At 51.2% G+C, this 18,239-nt stretch carries 19 protein-coding genes; 18 read left to right on the top strand and 1 reads right to left on the bottom strand.

Annotated elements, in window-relative coordinates; translation table 11 throughout:
• Positions 1 to 24: 24 nt before the first annotated feature.
• From traC to trbA, 9 genes are read left to right on the top strand one after another with little or no spacing between them, the layout of a single operon-like run.
• Entirely contained in the window at positions 25 to 2,652 is a 2,628-nt protein-coding gene (traC, locus tag AABJ99_RS24065; protein WP_338387579.1) for a type IV secretion system protein TraC, read from the top strand.
• Positions 2,649 to 3,035 carry a type-F conjugative transfer system protein TrbI gene (gene trbI / locus AABJ99_RS24060; protein ID WP_097731814.1) on the top strand — a complete coding sequence of 129 codons (387 nt, stop codon included), beginning with the start codon at positions 2,649 to 2,651 and terminating at the stop codon, positions 3,033 to 3,035. Before traC ends, trbI begins: the two co-directional genes overlap by 4 nt.
• Entirely contained in the window at positions 3,032 to 3,664 is a 633-nt protein-coding gene (gene traW / locus AABJ99_RS24055; RefSeq protein WP_097731813.1) for a type-F conjugative transfer system protein TraW, read from the top strand. Before trbI ends, traW begins: the two co-directional genes overlap by 4 nt.
• Entirely contained in the window at positions 3,661 to 4,653 is a 993-nt protein-coding gene (gene traU, locus AABJ99_RS24050) for a conjugal transfer pilus assembly protein TraU (RefSeq protein WP_000830183.1), read from the top strand. The genes traW and traU overlap by 4 nt, the downstream gene beginning before the upstream one ends.
• A gap of 8 nt (positions 4,654 to 4,661) precedes the next feature.
• The gene (trbC, locus tag AABJ99_RS24045; RefSeq protein WP_338387585.1) at positions 4,662 to 5,300 is read left to right on the top strand and encodes a type-F conjugative transfer system pilin assembly protein TrbC; all 639 of its coding nucleotides are present in this window, start codon (positions 4,662 to 4,664) and stop codon (positions 5,298 to 5,300) included.
• On the top strand, positions 5,297 to 7,105 hold the full coding sequence (traN, locus tag AABJ99_RS24040; protein ID WP_112030435.1) for a type-F conjugative transfer system mating-pair stabilization protein TraN: 1,809 nt from the start codon (positions 5,297 to 5,299) through the stop codon (positions 7,103 to 7,105). Before trbC ends, traN begins: the two co-directional genes overlap by 4 nt.
• A gap of 26 nt (positions 7,106 to 7,131) precedes the next feature.
• The gene (locus AABJ99_RS24035) at positions 7,132 to 7,389 is read left to right on the top strand and encodes a conjugal transfer protein TrbE (protein WP_000864318.1); all 258 of its coding nucleotides are present in this window, start codon (positions 7,132 to 7,134) and stop codon (positions 7,387 to 7,389) included.
• Positions 7,382 to 8,125, top strand: coding sequence for a type-F conjugative transfer system pilin assembly protein TraF (gene traF, locus AABJ99_RS24030; RefSeq protein WP_001030378.1), 744 nt, complete (start codon positions 7,382 to 7,384; stop codon positions 8,123 to 8,125). Before AABJ99_RS24035 ends, traF begins: the two co-directional genes overlap by 8 nt.
• A 15-nt stretch (positions 8,126 to 8,140) precedes the next feature.
• Positions 8,141 to 8,488: a conjugal transfer protein TrbA gene (gene trbA, locus AABJ99_RS24025; protein ID WP_096972937.1), complete on the top strand. Its 348-nt coding sequence runs from the start codon at positions 8,141 to 8,143 to the stop codon at positions 8,486 to 8,488.
• A 1-nt stretch (position 8,489) separates the two neighbouring features.
• Here the strand turns inward: trbA and AABJ99_RS24020 are convergent, their stop codons facing one another.
• Entirely contained in the window at positions 8,490 to 8,804 is a 315-nt protein-coding gene (locus AABJ99_RS24020) for a protein ArtA (protein WP_000415566.1), read from the bottom strand.
• 80 nt (positions 8,805 to 8,884) lie between these two features.
• Between AABJ99_RS24020 and traQ the strand changes: the two genes are divergently transcribed.
• The 9 genes from traQ to traD all read left to right on the top strand — a co-directional run bounded on the left by traQ (position 8,885) and on the right by traD (position 18,239).
• Positions 8,885 to 9,169, top strand: a complete 285-nt coding sequence (gene traQ / locus AABJ99_RS24015; RefSeq protein WP_338387584.1) for a type-F conjugative transfer system pilin chaperone TraQ — start codon at positions 8,885 to 8,887, stop codon at positions 9,167 to 9,169.
• A complete protein-coding gene (gene trbB, locus AABJ99_RS24010; RefSeq protein ID WP_096972938.1) occupies positions 9,156 to 9,701 on the top strand; it encodes a type-F conjugative transfer system pilin assembly thiol-disulfide isomerase TrbB in 546 nt (181 codons plus the stop codon). Before traQ ends, trbB begins: the two co-directional genes overlap by 14 nt.
• A complete protein-coding gene (trbJ, locus tag AABJ99_RS24005; RefSeq protein ID WP_001442101.1) occupies positions 9,631 to 9,972 on the top strand; it encodes a P-type conjugative transfer protein TrbJ in 342 nt (113 codons plus the stop codon). Before trbB ends, trbJ begins: the two co-directional genes overlap by 71 nt.
• The gene (trbF, locus tag AABJ99_RS24000) at positions 9,959 to 10,339 is read left to right on the top strand and encodes an F-type conjugal transfer protein TrbF (RefSeq protein WP_229456669.1); all 381 of its coding nucleotides are present in this window, start codon (positions 9,959 to 9,961) and stop codon (positions 10,337 to 10,339) included. Before trbJ ends, trbF begins: the two co-directional genes overlap by 14 nt.
• Complete coding sequence (traH, locus tag AABJ99_RS23995; protein ID WP_000944319.1) at positions 10,339 to 11,712, top strand: conjugal transfer pilus assembly protein TraH; 1,374 nt, start codon at positions 10,339 to 10,341, stop codon at positions 11,710 to 11,712. Before trbF ends, traH begins: the two co-directional genes overlap by 1 nt.
• Positions 11,709 to 14,531 (top strand): conjugal transfer mating-pair stabilization protein TraG, encoded by a 2,823-nt coding sequence (gene traG, locus AABJ99_RS23990; RefSeq protein WP_097731811.1) that lies wholly within the window; start codon positions 11,709 to 11,711, stop codon positions 14,529 to 14,531. Before traH ends, traG begins: the two co-directional genes overlap by 4 nt.
• Before the next feature lie 15 nt (positions 14,532 to 14,546).
• Positions 14,547 to 15,044, top strand: a complete 498-nt coding sequence (locus tag AABJ99_RS23985) for an entry exclusion protein (protein WP_097731810.1) — start codon at positions 14,547 to 14,549, stop codon at positions 15,042 to 15,044.
• 31 nt (positions 15,045 to 15,075) lie between these two features.
• Positions 15,076 to 15,807: a conjugal transfer complement resistance protein TraT gene (gene traT, locus AABJ99_RS23980; protein WP_123032535.1), complete on the top strand. Its 732-nt coding sequence runs from the start codon at positions 15,076 to 15,078 to the stop codon at positions 15,805 to 15,807.
• Positions 15,808 to 16,058: 251 nt separating this feature from the next.
• Positions 16,059 to 18,239, top strand: a complete 2,181-nt coding sequence (gene traD, locus AABJ99_RS23975; protein WP_097731809.1) for a type IV conjugative transfer system coupling protein TraD — start codon at positions 16,059 to 16,061, stop codon at positions 18,237 to 18,239.

Below are 18,239 nucleotides of genomic sequence, written 5' to 3'. Positions count from 1 at the left end.
TTATTTTTCAATTAAGGAATTCATGTGAATAACCCACTTGAGGCCGTCACTCAGGCGGTTAACTCCCTCGTCACAGCACTGAAACTGCCTGACGAATCCGCAAAGGCCAATGAAGTTCTGGGCGAAATGAGCTTCCCGCAGTTCAGCCGTCTGCTGCCGTACCGTGATTACAACCAGGAATCCGGTCTGTTCATGAATGACACCACGATGGGCTTTATTCTGGAAGCCATTCCCATCAATGGGGCGAATGAGTCCATTGTGGAGGCTCTCGATCATATGCTGCGCACCAAACTGCCGCGCGGTATTCCGTTGTGTATCCATCTGATGTCCAGTCAGTTGGTTGGTGACAGGATTGAATATGGGCTGCGTGAGTTCTCCTGGTCAGGTGAACAGGCTGAACGGTTTAACGCCATTACCCGGGCCTATTATATGAAAGCGGCAGCGACACAGTTTCCGCTGCCGGAGGGGATGAATCTGCCCCTGACCCTGCGCCATTACCGGGTATTTATCTCGTACTGTTCACCCTCAAAGAAAAAAAGCCGGGCTGACATTCTGGAAATGGAAAACTTGGTGAAAATCATCCGGGCGTCGTTACAGGGGGCCAGTATCACCACACAGACGGTGGATGCACAGGCTTTCATCGATATTGTCGGGGAGATAATTAACCATAACCCGGACTCCCTGTACCCGAAAAGACGTCAGCTGGACCCGTATTCTGATTTGAATTATCAGTGTGTGGAGGACAGTTTTGACCTGAAGGTCCGGGCAGATTACCTGACGCTGGGCCTGCGTGAGAACGGCAGGAACAGCACGGCCCGCATCCTGAATTTCCATCTGGCCCGTAACCCGGAAATCGCCTTCCTGTGGAACATGGCCGACAACTACAGCAACCTGCTGAACCCGGAACTGTCCATCTCCTGTCCGTTCATCCTGACGCTGACTCTGGTGGTGGAAGACCAGGTGAAAACCCACAGCGAAGCCAACCTGAAGTACATGGACCTGGAGAAAAAGTCGAAGACCTCCTATGCCAAATGGTTTCCGTCCGTGGAGAAAGAGGCGAAGGAGTGGGGGGAACTGCGTCAGCGGCTGGGCTCCGGTCAGTCCTCCGTGGTGTCCTACTTCCTCAACATCACAGCATTCTGCAAGGACAATAATGAAACGGCGCTGGAAGTGGAGCAGGACATCCTGAACAGCTTTCGTAAAAACGGTTTTGAGCTGATTTCACCGCGCTTTAACCACATGCGCAATTTCCTGACCTCCCTGCCCTTTATGGCCGGGAAAGGGCTGTTTAAACAGCTGAAAGAGGCCGGAGTGGTTCAGCGCGCAGAGAGCTTTAATGTTGCCAACCTGATGCCGTTAGTGGCGGATAACCCCCTGACACCGGCAGGTCTGCTGGCACCCACCTACCGTAACCAGCTGGCGTTTATCGATATTTTCTTCCGGGGGATGAATAACACCAACTACAACATGGCGGTCTGTGGCACCTCCGGGGCCGGTAAAACCGGGCTGATACAGCCACTTATCCGCAGCGTGCTGGACTCCGGAGGCTTTGCCGTGGTGTTCGACATGGGGGATGGATACAAGTCCCTGTGTGAGAACATGGGCGGGGTGTATCTGGACGGTGAAACCCTGCGTTTTAACCCGTTTGCGAACATCACCGATATTGACCAGTCAGCGGAGCGTGTCCGTGACCAGTTGTCAGTGATGGCCAGCCCCAACGGTAACCTGGATGAAGTGCATGAAGGTCTGCTGTTGCAGGCGGTCAGAGCCTCCTGGCTGGCCAAAGAGAACAGAGCACGTATTGATGACGTGGTGGATTTCCTGAAAAACGCCAGTGACAGCGAGCAGTATGCCGAGTCACCGACTATCCGCAGCCGTCTGGACGAAATGATTGTGCTGCTTGACCAGTACACTGCCAACGGCACTTACGGCCAGTATTTTAACTCTGATGAGCCGTCCCTGCGGGATGACGCAAAAATGGTGGTGCTGGAGCTGGGCGGACTGGAAGACCGTCCGTCACTGCTGGTTGCGGTGATGTTCTCCCTGATTATCTACATCGAGAACAGGATGTACCGCACGCCGCGTAACCTCAAGAAACTGAACGTTATTGATGAAGGCTGGCGTCTGCTGGACTTCAAAAATCACAAGGTCGGTGAATTTATTGAGAAAGGCTACCGTACGGCCCGCCGTCATACCGGTGCCTATATCACCATCACACAGAACATCGTCGACTTTGACTCTGATAAGGCCTCCAGTGCTGCCCGCGCGGCATGGGGTAACTCCTCCTACAAAATTATCCTCAAACAGAGTGCGAAGGAGTTCGCGAAATACAACCAACTGTATCCGGACCAGTTCCTGCCACTGCAGCGCGACATGATTGGTAAGTTTGGTGCGGCCAAAGACCAGTGGTTCAGTTCCTTCCTGCTGCAGGTGGAAAACCATTCCTCCTGGCACCGTCTGTTTGTGGACCCGTTAAGCCGCGCCATGTACAGCTCTGACGGCCCGGATTTTGAGTTTGTGCAGCAGAAGCGTAAAGAGGGGCTGAGTATTCATGAGGCAGTGTGGCAGCTGGCGTGGAAGAAGTCAGGGCCGGAAATGGCTTCGCTGGAAGCCTGGCTGGAAGAACATGAGAAATACAGGAGTGTGGCATGAGTTCAACGCAGAAACCCGCCGACGTCACGGCAGAACGACGCAGCCACTGGTGGTGGACGGTGCCGGGATGCCTGGCAATGGTGTTACTGAACGCAGCCGTCAGTTACGGCATTGTCAGACTGAACGCACCGGTGACTGTCACCTTCAACATGAAACAGACCGTGGATGCGTTTTTTGACAGCGCCAGTCAGAAACAACTGTCAGAAGCGCAGTCAAAAGCCCTTTCAGCGCGTTTTAACACGGCACTGGAAGCCAGCCTGCAGGCGTGGCAGCAGAAACACCACGCGGTCATTCTGGTGTCGCCTGCTGTGGTACAGGGGGCACCGGATATCACCCGGGAAATCCAGCAGGATATTGCCCGGCGAATGAGGGCGGAACCATGAGATGCCGGGGGCTGATTGCCCTGCTGATATGGGGGCAGAGTGTGGCCGCCGCCGATCTTGGTACCTGGGGCGATCTGTGGCCGGTAAAGGAGCCGGACATGCTGACGGTGATCATGCAGCGCCTGACAGCACTGGAGCAGTCCGGTGAGATGGGCCGGAAAATGGATGCCTTTAAGGAGCGGGTGATCCGCAACAGTCTGCGGCCCCCTGCCGTGCCCGGTATCGGACGCACGGAGAAATACGGCAGCCGGTTGTTTGACCCGTCCGTCAGACTGGCTGCGGATATCCGGGATAACGAAGGGCAGGTGTTTGCCCGTCAGGGTGAAGTGATGAATCCGCTGCAGTATGTTCCTTTTAACCAGACGCTGTATTTCATCAATGGCGATGATCCGGCGCAGGTGGCCTGGATGAAACGCCAGACGCCGCCCACACTGGAGAGCAAAATTATCCTCGTGCAGGGCAGTATCCCGGAGATGCAGAAGTCTCTTGACAGCCGTGTTTACTTTGACCAGAACGGTGTGCTCTGCCAGCGCCTCGGCATTGATCAGGTCCCGGCACGGGTGAGCGCCGTTCCCGGCGATCGCTTCCTGAAGGTGGAATTTATTCCGACAGAGGAGGGCAGAAAATGAAGCGAAGGCTGTGGCTGCTGATGTTATTCCTTTTCGCCGGTCATGTCCCTGCGGCGTCTGCGGATTCTGCCTGTGAGGGGCGTTTTGTAAACCCGATCACAGATATCTGCTGGAGCTGTATTTTCCCGCTCTCGCTGGGCAGTATCAAAGTCAGTCAGGGTAAGGTCCCCGACACGGCGAACCCGTCGATGCCCATTCAGATTTGTCCGGCACCGCCGCCGCTGTTCAGGCGTATCGGGCTGGCCATTGGTTACTGGGAGCCGATGGCGTTGACGGACGTCACCCGGTCACCGGGATGCATGGTGAACCTGGGCTTCAGCCTGCCGGCTTTTGGTAAAACGGCACAGGGAACGGCGAAAAAGGATGAGAAGCAGGTAAATGGGGCGTTCTATCACGTTCACTGGTACAAATACCCGCTGACGTACTGGCTGAACATCATCACATCGCTGGGCTGTCTGGAAGGTGGTGACCTGGATATCGCTTATCTTTCTGAAATCGACCCCACCTGGACGGACAGCAGCCTGACCACCATTCTCAATCCGGAAGCTGTCATCTTTGCCAATCCGATAGCACAGGGAGCCTGCGCAGCAGATGCGATTGCCAGCGCCTTTAATATGCCTCTCGATGTTCTGTTCTGGTGTGCCGGTTCGCAGGGAAGTATGTACCCGTTCAATGGCTGGGTGAGTAATGAGTCCAGTCCGTTGCAGTCCTCCCTGCTGGTCAGTGAACGCATGGCGTTCAAGCTGCACCGTCAGGGCATGATTATGGAAACCATCGGGAAAAATAACGCCGTCTGTAATGAATATCCGTCCCCAATCCTGCCCAAAGAACGCTGGCGTTACCAGATGGTGAATATGTATCCGGACAGCGGGCAGTGCCACCCGTTCGGGCGCAGCGTGACCCGCTGGGAAACCGGGAAAAATCCGCCCAACACAAAGAAAAACTTCGGCTACCTGATGTGGCGTAAACGTAACTGTGTCTTCCTGTGAGGTGAATGATGAAGCTGAGTATGAAATCTCTGGCAGCACTGCTGATGATGCTGAACGGGGCGGTTATGGCGTCAGAAAACGTGAACACTCCTGAAAACCGCCAGTTCCTGAAGCAGCAGGAAAATTTAAGCAGACAACTGCGTGAAAAACCTGACCATCAGCTGAAAGCCTGGGCGGAGAAACAGGTGCTGGAAAACCCCCTTCAGCGTTCAGATAACCATTTCCTGGATGAGCTGGTTCGTAAACAGCAGGCTTCGCTGGACGGGAAACCCCGGCAGGGTGCTCTGTATTTTGTGTCGTTTTCCATTCCCGAAGAGGGGCTGAAACGAATGCTGGGCGAAACCCGGCACTACGGTATTCCGGCCACACTGCGGGGCATGGTGAACAATGACCTGAAGACCACCGCTGAAGCTGTGTTGTCCCTGGTGAAAGACGGCGCGACTGATGGTGTTCAGATCGACCCGACGCTGTTTTCACAGTACGGCATTCGCACTGTACCGGCACTGGTGGTGTTCTGCAGTCAGGGATACGACATCATCCGGGGAAACCTGCGGGTCGGCCAGGCGCTGGAGAAAGTGGCCGCCACGGGTGACTGCCGGCAGGTGGCTCATGATTTACTGGCAGGGAAAGGAGATTCCGGGAAATGAAACGTATTTTACCTCTGATACTGGCTCTGGTTGCCGGCATGGCACAGGCTGACAGCAACAGTGATTACCGGGCCGGTTCTGATTTTGCTCACCAGATCAAAGGGCAGGGAAGCAGCAGTATTCAGGGCTTTAAGCCACAGGAGAGTATCCCCGGCTATAACGCGAATCCGGACGAGACAAAATATTACGGTGGCGTGACTGCCGGCGGGGATGGCGGCCTGAAAAATGACGGCACCACGGAATGGGCGACCGGTGAAACCGGAAAAACCATTACAGAGTCATTCATGAACAAGCCGAAAGACATTCTTTCACCGGATGCACCGTTTATCCAGACCGGCAGGGATGTGGTGAACCGGGCTGACAGCATTGTGGGAAACACCGGGCAGCAGTGCAGTGCGCAGGAGATTAGCAGGAGTGAATACACGAATTACACCTGTGAGCGGGATTTACAGGTGGAGCAGTACTGCACACGAACTGCCCGTATGGAGCTGCAGGGGAGTACCACATGGGAAACCCGGACGCTGGAGTATGAAATGAGTCAGCTACCTGCACGTGAAGTGAATGGTCAGTATGTTGTCTCCATTACCTCTCCCGTTACCGGTGAAATTGTCGATGCACATTACAGCTGGAGTCGTATTTACCTGCAGAAGAGTATACCTATGACAATTACAGTACTGGGAACCCCACTGAGCTGGAATGCCAAATACTCAGCAGATGCCTCATTTACACCAGTACAGAAAACACTGACTGCCGGTGTTGCTTTTACCTCATCTCACCCCGTCCGGGTCGGGAATACAAAATTCAAACGTCATACGTCAATGAAGCTGCGTCTGGTTGTCAGGGTAAAAAAAGCCTCGTACACCCCGTATGTTGTCTGGTCTGAAAGCTGCCCGTTCAGCAAGGAGCTGGGGAAACTGACAAAAACAGAATGTACGGAGGCTGGCGGGAACAGGACGCTGGTGAAAGACGGTCAGTCATACAGCATGTACCAGAGCTGCTGGGCATACCGGGACACGTATGTCACGCAGTCAGCAGACAAGGGAACCTGTCAGACCTACACCGACAATCCTGCCTGTACCCTGGTGTCACACCAGTGTGCCTTTTACTCCGAAGAAGGTGCCTGTCTGCATGAATATGCCACGTACTCCTGTGAGTCAAAAACATCCGGGAAAGTGATGGTCTGTGGGGGAGACGTCTTCTGTCTCGATGGCGAATGCGATAAGGCTCAGAGCGGGCAGAGTAATGATTTTGCCGAAGCCGTTTCTCAGCTGGCGGCACTGGCCGCAGCAGGTAAGGATGTTGCGGCGCTGAACGGGGTGGATGTCCGTGCTTTCACCGGTCAGGCGAAATTTTGTAAGAAGGCTGCAGCCGGATACAGCAACTGCTGTAAGGACAGCGGCTGGGGACAGGATATCGGGCTGGCCAAATGCAGCAGTGATGAAAAGGCCCTGGCTAAAGCAAAATCAAACAAACTGACCGTCAGCGTCGGGGAGTTTTGTTCGAAGAAAGTGCTGGGTGTCTGTCTGGAGAAAAAACGCAGCTACTGTCAGTTTGATTCGAAGCTGGCGCAGATAGTCCAGCAGCAGGGGCGCAACGGTCAGTTGCGTATCAGTTTTGGTAGTGCGAAGCATCCTGACTGTCGGGGGATTACGGTTGATGAGCTGCAGAAAATTCAGTTCAACAGACTGGATTTCACTAACTTCTACGAAGACCTGATGAATAACCAGAAAATTCCGGACAGTGGCGTTCTGACGCAGAAAGTGAAAGAGCAGATTGCTGACCAGCTGAAACAGGCAGGACAGTAAGGTATGGGAAATAACCGGGGGAAATGATGAAAGTCATATTCACGTCGAACCGTTTTATTGATTTTCTTATCCGGCTTTTGATTACAGCGATTGTCATTTCTCCGGTAATTATCTGGTCGTGGGATACGGTAAAAGAAACCACGGCAGACGGGATGCTTGCCGCTGCTTTCGTTATCCTTTACTCCGGTGTGCTCCTGTTTATTCTGTATTTTTGTTTTTCTGCCCTGACTGACCTGCAGAAACCTGATGAAAGAAAAAGTGATGAAAGGAATGAAGATGAATAAAGCATTACTGCCACTGTTACTCTGCTGCTTTATTTTTCCGGCGTCAGGAAAAGATGCAGGCTGGCAGTGGTATAACGAGAAAATAAATCCGAAGGAAAAAGAAAATAAACCTGTACCTGCAGCCCCTCGTCAGGAACCGGATATTATGCAGAAACTGGCCGCACTGCAGACGGCAACAAAGCGGGCGCTGTACGAAGCCATTCTGTATCCTGGCGTGGATAATTTTGTGAAATATTTCCGGCTGCAAAATTACTGGACTCAGCAGGCCGGGCTTTTCACCATGAGCGCCAGAAAGGCCATGCTGGCACATCCTGAACTGGACTATAACCTGCAGTACAGCCATTACAACGGCACGGTACGGAACCAGCTGGCAGCAGACCAGGCGCAGCAGCGACAGGCCATTGCGAAACTGGCTGAACACTACGGCATCATGTTTTTTTACCGGGGGCAGGACCCCATCGACGGGCAACTGGCGCAGGTCATTAATGGCTTCCGGGATACGTATGGTCTGAGTGTTATTCCCGTTTCCGTGGATGGCGTGATTAATCCGCTGTTGCCGGATTCCCGGACTGACCAGGGGCAGGCGCAGCGCCTCGGCGTGAAATATTTCCCGGCCATGATGCTGGTTGACCCGAAACAGGGCAGTGTTCGCCCGTTATCATACGGCTTTATTTCGCAGGACGACCTGGCAAAACAGTTCCTGAACGTTTCTGAAGATTTTAAACCCAATTTTTAATCGCGGATTTGATTTATGAGTGAAGATTATTTGAAAATGTTTACAGGTGTTGTTCTGTTAATATTTGTCATTATTGCCGGTTATTTCTTTTCTGAGCGTAATGACAGGAAAATGTTTCTCCTGAGCTCACTGGTTTTCCTTGTTATTAATATCGCGTGTTTATATGTGCTTACCGCCAGTCTCTGGTTTCTGTGTGGTGCAATTATGAGTCAGGGCGCAGCACTGGTTGTTTCAATAGTTGCGGCCGCATTACCGGACGTTACGAGCTTCGACAGGTTCAGAAGAATATTTATCTGTATTATGTTGTCATCGGTATGGTCCGGAGTGATGTGGTTTTTTATAAGGGGGGTTATGACAGGCTAAGTCATATAAAACGGTCATAAAAACCATACAAAATAATGAGGTTGATTACTGAAGACCATATGATAAACCATACCGCAATCCAGTGGCTTCTGAATAGCTCACAAAAATAAATATAGATAATTGAAAATAACCATAATACAACGATGCCTGCTGCGATACTTAATAAACTTATTACAAGATAGTCAGGGAAGGCATTGACCGGTAATGAATGTGATGCTGCATATATCAGCGCAATAATTGCCGCATTTCCCAGTAACGACTCTCTTATTATGTTTCTGATTATTTCCAGTTTTTCTTTAAAAGATCGCTTTTCCATTTGTACCTCTGATTAATATCACACAAACGCGAATATTACAGACATGAATACTCTCATGTAAATAATAACCGGAGTTTAACATGATAAGTAAACGCAGATTCTCTTTACCCCGGCTTGATATTACGGGAATGTGGGTATTTTCCCTGGGTGTCTGGTTTCATATCGTCGCCCGTCTTGTTTACAGCAACCCCTGGATGGCTTTTTTTCTGGCGGAGCTGATTGCGGCCATCCTTGTGCTGTTCGGCGCATACCAGGTGCTGGATGCATGGATTGCCCGTGTCAGCCGGGAAGAGCGTGAGGCACTGGAAGCTAGGCAACAGGCCATGATGGCAGAGCAGCAGGAGGGCGGACATGTCTCTCACTAAATTACTGCCGGTCATTTTGTTGATGATGGTCACAGGTGTGCAGGCCTCCACCCGGGATGAAATTGAAAGACTCTGGAATCCGCAGGGCATGGCCGCGCAGCCTGCACAACCGACAGCAGACACATCAGCCAGGACAGAAAAGCCGGCTCCCCGCTGGTTCCGCCTCAGCAACGGCAGGCAGGTTAACCTGGCCGACTGGAAGGTGGTGCTGTTTATGCAGGGGCATTGCCCTTACTGTCACCAGTTTGACCCGGTACTGAAGCAGCTGGCACAGCAGTACGGCTTTTCCGTTTTTCCCTACACCCTGGATGGTCAGGGGGATACCGCCTTTCCGGAAGCATTACCGGTGCCACCGGACGTGATGCAGACCTTCTTCCCGAATATTCCGGTGGCCACACCGACCACCTTCCTGGTCAACGTCAACACGCTTGAGGCATTACCGCTTTTACAGGGGGCAACGGATGCCGCCGGTTTTATGGCGCGGATGGATACCGTTCTGCAGATGTACGGAGGGAAAAAAGGTGCGAAATAAGCAGGTGGTGTTACTCATTGCCGGAATATCCGGCATCGCGACGGGAATAATCGTCAGCCTGAATATCCCCTTTATCCATCAGGGGCTTTTTTATCCCGCCAGCCCTGTAGAAATTGTCGTTTCGCTGTGCCTTACCTTTTCTGTTTCTGTTGTGTTTTTTGTGGGGGCAATTGTGGGATGGATTTCGGTGTCTGAAATATATTACAGCCGCAGGACTGGTCTGAATGAATTATCGGAAATATCAGAGGGAACGTATAATGAGAGAAAATAAAAACAATCCTGAACTCAAAATCAGAAGTACAGAACGAGATTATAAATACATTTCCAGAATTACTGACAGGTATGCTGGATTGTCTCTGGTATTCCTGACTGCCGGAATTGTTTTATGGACAGCTATGAATATTATTTTTGATGCCTGTATTGATTCGTGGAAAACGGACCCAGAATTAAATAATTCGATTTATATGTGGAATATCCTGATATATGTCATTCCGTATGCGTTATATGCGCTTGCAGCCGGGTTTCTTGTTACATTTTTTTCTGTTCCCAATGTACGAATTAATATACGGAAATATCGGGATATTCCTGTTGAAACGCCGTATGCGCCGGGAGAACACATTAAGGGAGGGCAGCAATAATGCTTCGCATTAAGCCTCTTTTTATTCTTTGTGCCGCCTTACTGACGGTGACGCCTGCAGCGTCAGCGGATGTGAACAGCGACATGAATCAGTTCTTTAACAAGCTGGGCTTCGCCTCCAATACCACACAGCCGGGCGTCTGGCAGGGGCAGGCTGCCGGCTATGCTTACGGCGGCTCCCTGTATGCCCGTACTCAGGTCAAAAATGTTCAGCTGATTTCCATGACGCTGCCGGATATCAATGCCGGATGTGGCGGCATCGACGCTTATCTCGGTTCGTTCAGTTTTATTAATGGCGAGCAGCTGCAGCGTTTTGTTAAGCAGATTATGAGTAATGCTGCCGGTTACTTTTTTGACCTTGCCCTGCAGACAACGGTGCCGGAAATCAAAACCGCAAAAGACTTCCTGCAGAAAATGGCAAGCGACATTAACAGCATGAACCTCAGTTCCTGCCAGGCGGCGCAGGGGATTATCGGCGGGCTTTTCCCCCGGACGCAGGTATCCCAGCAAAAAGTCTGTCAGGACATTGCCGGTGAGAGCAATATTTTTGCTGACTGGGCGGCTTCCCGGCAGGGATGTACCGTTGGCGGTAAATCTGACAGCGTCAGGGATAAAGCCAGCGACAAGGATAAGGAGCGGGTGACCAAAAACATTAACATCATGTGGAATGCGCTTTCCAAAAACAGAATGTTTGACGGCAACAAAGAGCTGAAAGAGTTTGTGATGACGCTGACCGGCTCACTGGTGTTTGGTCCCAACGGCGAAATCACACCGCTGTCAGCCAGAACCACTGACCGCTCAATTATCCGGGCCATGATGGAAGGCGGCACAGCAAAAATTTATCACTGCAACGATTCTGATAAATGCCTGAAAGTGGTGGCAGACACACCGGTGACCATCAGCCGAGATAATGCACTGAAGTCTCAGATTACTAAACTTCTGGCCAGCATTCAGAACAAGGCTGTCAGTGACACGCCTCTGGATGACAAGGAAAAAGGCTTTATTTCCAGTACCACCATCCCCGTCTTCAAATACCTGGTTGACCCGCAGATGCTCGGTGTTTCCAACAGTATGATTTACCAGCTGACGGACTATATCGGTTACGACATCCTGCTGCAGTACATTCAGGAGCTGATACAGCAGGCCCGGGCGATGGTGGCCACGGGAAATTATGACGAAGCGGTTATCGGGCATATTAACGACAACATGAATGATGCCACCCGGCAGATTGCGGCGTTTCAGTCACAGGTGCAGGTACAGCAGGATGCGCTGCTGGTTGTCGATCGTCAGATGAGCTACATGCGTCAGCAGCTTTCCGCCCGCATGCTCAGTCGTTACCAGAACAACTATCACTTCGGAGGGAGCACGCTGTGAATGAAGTTTATGTGATTGCCGGTGGTGAGTGGTTGCGGAATAACCTGAACGCCATTGCCGCCTTTATGGGAACCAGGACGTGGGATTCCATTGAAAAAATTGCGCTCACATTGTCTGTTCTCGCGGTGGCCGTAATGTGGGTACAGCGGCACAACGTGATGGATTTGCTGGGCTGGGTGGCCGTGTTTGTGCTTATCAGCCTGCTGGTTAATGTCCGCACATCGGTGCAGATTATTGATAACAGTGACCTGGTCAAAGTTCACCGGGTGGATAATGTGCCGGTCGGTCTGGCGATGCCACTTTCACTGACGACCCGTATCGGGCATGCAATGGTGGCCAGTTACGAGATGATCTTCACGCAACCGGACAGTGTCACCTACAGCAAAACGGGGATGCTGTTTGGCGCAGAAATGGTATCAAAAAGCACCGACTTTTTGTCCCGGAATCCGGAAATCGCCAATATTTTCCAGGATTATGTGCAGAACTGCGTGATGGGGGATATTTACCTGAACCACAAATACACGCTGGAGGAGCTGATGGCCTCCGCTGATCCCTACACGCTGATTTTTTCCCGCCCCAGCCCGCTGCGGGGCGTTTATGACAGCAATAATAATTTCGTAACCTGTAAGGACGCGTCGGTTTCGCTGAAAGACAAGCTGAATCTGGACACACAGAGTGGCGGAAAAACCTGGCATTATTATGCCCAGCAGCTATTTGGTGGACGCCCTGATCCGAACCTGTTGTTCAGTACGCTGATTGGCGACAGTTACAGTTACTTCTATGGCTCAAGTAAATCAGCCAGCCAGATCATCCGCCAGAATGTTACCATCAATGCGCTGAAGGAGGGGATCACCAGTTATGCCGCCCGTAATGGTGATTCGGCCAGCCTGGTGAATCTGGCCACCACCTCATCGATGGAGAAGCAACGTCTGGCACATGTCTCCATCGGCCATGTAGCGATGCGGACACTGCCCATGACGCAGACCATCCTGACGGGGATCGCCATTGGTATTTTCCCGCTCCTGGTACTGGCGGCTGTCTTCAATAAACTGACGCTGTCCGTCCTGAAAGGCTATGTGTTTGCCCTGATGTGGCTGCAGTCATGGCCAATGTTGTACGCCATTCTGAACAGTGCCATGACATTTTATGCGAAGCAGAATGGTGCACCGGTGGTGCTCTCGGAAATTTCACAGATACAACTGAAATACTCCGATCTGGCTTCCACTGCCGGGTATCTTTCCATGATGATCCCGCCATTATCCTGGATGATGGTCAGGGGGCTTGGGGCCGGATTTTCCAGTGTGTACAGCCATTTCGCTTCCTCTGCTATCAGCCCGACTGCCAGTGCGGCAGGTAGTGTGGTTGACGGTAATTACTCCTACGGCAACATGCAGACGGAAAACGTGAACGGCTTCAGCTGGAGCACCAACAGCACCACGTCGTTTGGTCAGATGATGTACCAGACCGGCAGTGGCGCAACCGCCACACAGACCCGTGACGGTAATATGGTGATGGATGCAAGCGGAGCGATATCCCGTTTACCGGTCGGTATCAATGCAACGCGTCAGATTGCAGCGGCACAACAGGAAATGGCCCGAGAGGCGTCGAACAGAGCAGAAAGTGCCCTGCATGGTTTCAGCAGCAGTATTGCCAGTGCCTGGAACACGCTCAGTCAGTTTGGTTCTAACCGGGGGAGCAGTGACTCTGTCACCGGTGGTGCTGACAGTACGATGAGTGCACAGGACTCCATGATGGCCAGCCGTATGCGCAGTGCAGTGGAAAGCTATGCGAAGGCGCATAATATCAGTAATGAGCAGGCGACTCAGGAACTGGCATCCAGAAGTACGAGAGCTTCTGCCGGGATGTATGGAGATGCTCATGCTGAATGGGGGGTTAAACCTAAAATTCTTGGTGTTGGTGGAGGATTAGGCGTTAGAGGTGGTGGTCGGGCTGGCATTGACTGGAGTGATGATGATGCGCATCAGGCCAGCAGTGGTTCACGGGCCAGCTATGATGCTCGTCATGATATTGACGCTAAAGCCAGTAAGGATTTTAAAGAGGCCAGCGATTACTTTACCAGTCGCAAAGTCAGTGAATCCGGCAGCCATACTGACAATAATGCTGATTCCCGGGTGGATCAACTGTCTGCAGCCCTGAATTCAGCGAAACAGAGTTACGACCAGTACACGACGAATATGACCCGCAGCCATGAATATGCTGAAATGGCATCCCGTACTGAAAGCATGAGTGGGCAGATGAGCGAAGATTTGTCGCAACAGTTTGCACAGTATGTGATGAAACACGCACCGCAGGATGCCGAAGCTATTCTGACAAATACCAGTTCGCCGGAGATTGCAGAACGCCGTCGGGCAATGGCCTGGTCTTTTGTGCAGGAACAGATACAGCCTGGTGTTGATAATGCCTGGCGGGAATCCCGTGGCGATATTGGTAAAGGAATGGAGAGCGTACATTCGGGTGGAGGCAGTCAGGATATTATTGCTGACCATCAGGGACATCAGGCCATTATTGAGCAAAGAACGCAGGACAGTAATATCCGTAATGATGTAAAACATCAGGTTGATAATATGGTCACAGAATATAAAGGGAATATAGGTGATACTCAGAACAGCATACGTGGCGAGGAAAATATTGTAAGAGGACAGTATTCTGAACTGCAGAATCACCATAAAACAGAGGCATTATCTCAGAATAATAAATATAATGAAGAAAAGTCGGCTCAGGAAAGAATGCCCGGAGCTGACAGTCCACAGGAACTGATGAAAAGGGCAAAGGCGTATCAGGATAAGTATAAGCAATAATACTGTGTTTGGGAGATGATAATGAGATGTTTAGCCCATATTGCCCTGGTAACGGTGATACAGTTTATCGCCTGTTATCTGGCTGATTGGGGGAATGCCGAAACAGTTTTTATGCTGTTCTTCATAGTGCTATGGCAGGGACTGTTTATCTGGTTGTTCTCTCAAATACGAAAAAAACGGGATGTGTCGGATGAGTTTAAGTTTAGTAAAGGCGTTTGGTATATAACGATACCAGTATCTTCCTTACTCTCTCCGTTATTAAGCCTGATGGTTTTTATCATTGTTACACTATACGAATTAAGGCGAGTTAGTGGTTGCATAAGCATAAAAAAATGGGGGCAAAATCAACTCAAAGACCAATATGATGGGAGTGAAAAGTTAGACTTCGGGGGCATTGAACAGACCCCAACGATCTACTATAACCCTTCAACCGGATATCCTATGCATGGAGGCTTTGATTCAGCGGGAAATACTTTTGGGACTCGTTGGCAGGACTATTATGACAGGCAATAAGAAAACTGTAGTTTGTAAAAAAGGTAATTTGATGAAAACAAAAAAATTGATGATGGTTGCACTGGTCAGTTCCACTCTGGCCCTTTCAGGGTGTGGTGCGATGAGCACAGCAATCAAGAAGCGTAACCTTGAGGTGAAGACCCAGATGAGTGAGACCATCTGGCTTGAACCCGCCAGCGAACGCACGGTATTTCTGCAGATCAAAAACACGTCTGATAAAAACATGAGTGGGCTGCAGGGCAAAATTGCTGATGCTGTGAAAGCAAAAGGGTATCAGGTGGTGACTTCTCCGGATAAAGCCTACTACTGGATTCAGGCGAATGTGCTGAAGGCCGATAAGATGGATCTGCGGGAGTCTCAGGGATGGCTGAACCGTGGTTATGAAGGCGCAGCTGTTGGTGCAGCGTTAGGTGCCGGTATTACCGGATATAATTCCAATTCTGCCGGAGCCACACTCGGTGTGGGCCTTGCTGCTGGTCTGGTGGGTATGGCTGCAGATGCGATGGTGGAAGATGTGAACTATACCATGATCACGGATGTGCAGATTGCAGAGCGTACTAAGACAACGGTGACAACGGATAATGTTGCCGCCCTGCGTCAGGGCACATCAGGTGCGAAAATTCAGACCAGTACTGAAACAGGTAACCAGCATAAATATCAGACCCGTGTGGTCTCCAGTGCGAACAAGGTTAACCTGAAATTTGAAGAGGCGAAGCCTGTTCTCGAAGACCAGCTGGCCAAATCAATCGCAAATATTCTCTGATTATCTTCCGGAGGCTGGTCTGACCGGCCTCCTGACTGACGCCTCGCTTTACTCGTTGTCCAACCCCGGAAAGAAATAAAATAAATTTTATTTCTCCCCGGCGTTTCCGAAATAAATATGAAAACACTGAGCGGTTGTGCAAATTCTTTGTGCGACCGTGAAGTGTTGCCGGCGAAGCCGGAATTTAACGGTTATTAATCTTTTCATCATTAATAATCAGTCCGACTGACTTTTTTCTTCGGAATATCATCATGAGTTTTAACGCAAAGGATATGACCCAGGGCGGTCAGATTGCGTCCATGCGTATCCGCATGTTCAGCCAGATCGCCAATATTATGCTTTACTGCCTGTTTATTTTTTTCTGGATACTCGTTGGTCTGGTTTTATGGGTAAAAATAAGCTGGCAGACGTTTGTGAACGGCTGTATTTACTGGTGGTGTACCACGCTGGAAGGCATGCGGGATTTAATCAAGTCCCAGCCGGTATATGAGATCCAGTATTACGGCAAAACCTTCCGGATGAATGCTGCTCAGGTACTGCATGATAAATATATGATCTGGTGCGGAGAGCAGCTATGGTCCGCATTCGTTCTGGCCACAGTTGTGGCACTGGTTATTTGCCTGATTACCTTCTTTGTTGTCTCCTGGATTCTGGGGCGTCAGGGTAAACAACAGAGCGAAAATGAAGTCACAGGTGGTCGTCAGCTGACAGACAATCCGAAAGACGTTGCCCGGATGCTGAAAAAAGACGGCAAGGACTCCGATATACGGATTGGCGACCTGCCGATTATCCGGGATTCCGAAATCCAGAACTTCTGTCTGCACGGCACGGTCGGGGCCGGTAAGTCGGAAGTTATCCGTCGTCTGGCCAACTACGCCCGTCAGCGTGGAGATATGGTGGTGATTTATGACCGTTCAGGGGAATTTGTTAAAAGTTACTATGATCCCTCCATCGATAAAATCCTGAATCCGCTGGATGCCCGCTGTGCCGCCTGGGATTTGTGGAAGGAGTGCCTGACACAGCCGGATTTTGATAATACCGCGAACACGCTGATCCCGATGGGCACAAAAGAGGACCCGTTCTGGCAGGGGTCAGGACGTACCATTTTTGCGGAAGCGGCGTACCTGATGCGTAATGACCCCAACCGCAGCTACAGCAAACTGGTGGACACACTGCTTTCCATCAAAATCGAAAAACTGCGTACCTTCCTGCGTAATTCACCGGCGGCTAACCTGGTGGAAGAGAAAATTGAGAAAACGGCGATTTCCATCCGTGCTGTGCTGACCAACTACGTGAAAGCCATCCGTTACCTGCAGGGGATTGAGCATAACGGTGAGTCTTTTACCATCCGTGACTGGATGCGTGGTGTCCGGGAAGATCAGAAAAACGGCTGGCTGTTTATTTCGTCGAATGCCGACACCCATGCCTCCCTGAAGCCGGTGATCTCCATGTGGCTGTCCATTGCCATTCGTGGTCTGCTGGCAATGGGAGAAAACCGTAACCGTCGTGTGTGGTTTTTCTGTGATGAGTTACCCACGTTACACAAACTGCCGGACCTGGTGGAGATCCTGCCGGAAGCCCGTAAGTTCGGTGGCTGTTATGTGTTTGGTATCCAGTCCTATGCCCAGCTGGAAGATATCTACGGTGAGAAAGCGGCTGCCTCGCTGTTTGACGTCATGAACACCCGTGCCTTTTTCCGTTCTCCCAGCCATAAGATTGCAGAGTTCGCTGCCGGTGAAATTGGTGAGAAAGAGCACCTGAAAGCCAGCGAGCAGTATTCCTACGGTGCTGATCCGGTACGTGACGGGGTATCGACCGGTAAGGATATGGAGCGCCAGACTCTGGTCAGTTATTCCGACATTCAGTCTCTGCCGGATCTGACCTGTTATGTCACCCTGCCCGGACCGTATCCGGCAGTAAAACTCTCTCTGAAATATCAGACACGACCGAAGGTCGCTCCGGAGTTTATTCCGCGTGACATCAACCCGGAAATGGAGAACCGTCTGAGTGCCGTACTTGCCGCAAGGGAAGCAGAAGGTCGTCAGATGGCCAGCCTCTTCGAACCGGATGTCCCGGAGGTTGTTTCCGGAGAAGACGTGACTCAGGCTGAACAGCCGCAACAGCCGCAACAGCCGCAACAGCCGCAACAGCCGGTGTCTCCTGCCATCAACGATAAGAAGTCAGATTCAGGTGTGAATGTTCCGGCAGGGGGGATCGAGCAGGAACTGAAAATGAAACCGGAAGAAGAGATGGAACAGCAACTGCCACCCGGGATCAGTGAATCCGGTGAAGTGGTGGATATGGCCGCTTATGAGGCATGGCAACAGGAAAATCATCTGGACATCCAGCAGCAGATGCAGCGTCGTGAAGAGGTGAACATTAATGTGCACCGGGAGCGCGGGGAGGATGTTGAGCCGGGAGATGATTTCTGA

It is taken from the genome of Escherichia coli, from assembly GCF_036503815.1.
Taxonomy (GTDB): domain Bacteria; phylum Pseudomonadota; class Gammaproteobacteria; order Enterobacterales; family Enterobacteriaceae; genus Escherichia; species Escherichia coli_F.
The sequence above is the reverse complement of the archived record's forward strand: the minus strand, read 5'-3'. Positions and strand labels throughout refer to the sequence as shown.